Below are 415 nucleotides of genomic sequence, written 5' to 3'. Positions count from 1 at the left end.
GCGCGATCGTCTTGCCGGCCGCGACGAAGGATTCGATCAGGCGGATCGAAGTCTCGTCTTCCACCAGATCCCACATCGGGCCGTGGCCACCGGGATAGAACACCGTGTCGAAGTCCGCCTGGTCGACGCTGTCGAGGCGCACGGTCTCGGCCAGCTGGGCATTGGCGTCCTTGTCGGCGGTGAAGCGCCGCGTCAGGTCGGTCTGGAACATCGGCTCGTCGCTCTTGGGGTCGAGCGGCGGCTGGCCGCCCTTGGGCGAGGCGAGTGTGATCTCGGCGCCCGCGTCCTTGAAGACGTAATAGGGTGCCGCGAGCTCTTCCAGCCAGAAGCCGGTCTTCTTGCCGGTGTCCCCGAGCCGGTCGTGGGACGTCAGGACCATGAGAACCTTCATCGTCGTCTCCTTTGATGATGCCGG

Annotated in this window: 1 protein-coding gene; it reads right to left on the bottom strand. The window is 65.5% G+C overall.

The features are described 5' to 3' along the window. Positions 1 to 391: type 1 glutamine amidotransferase domain-containing protein (locus tag ATO4_RS26760; protein ID WP_139802744.1), on the bottom strand; the 391-nt coding region annotated here is incomplete at its 3' end. Between the last annotated feature and the right edge of the window lie 24 nt (positions 392 to 415).

The sequence above is a fragment of the Aurantimonas sp. 22II-16-19i genome, assembly GCF_002088275.1.
In the GTDB taxonomy this organism is placed as follows: domain Bacteria; phylum Pseudomonadota; class Alphaproteobacteria; order Rhizobiales; family Rhizobiaceae; genus Jiella.
Note: the sequence above shows the minus strand (reverse complement) of the source record. Positions and strands in the feature narration are given on the sequence as shown.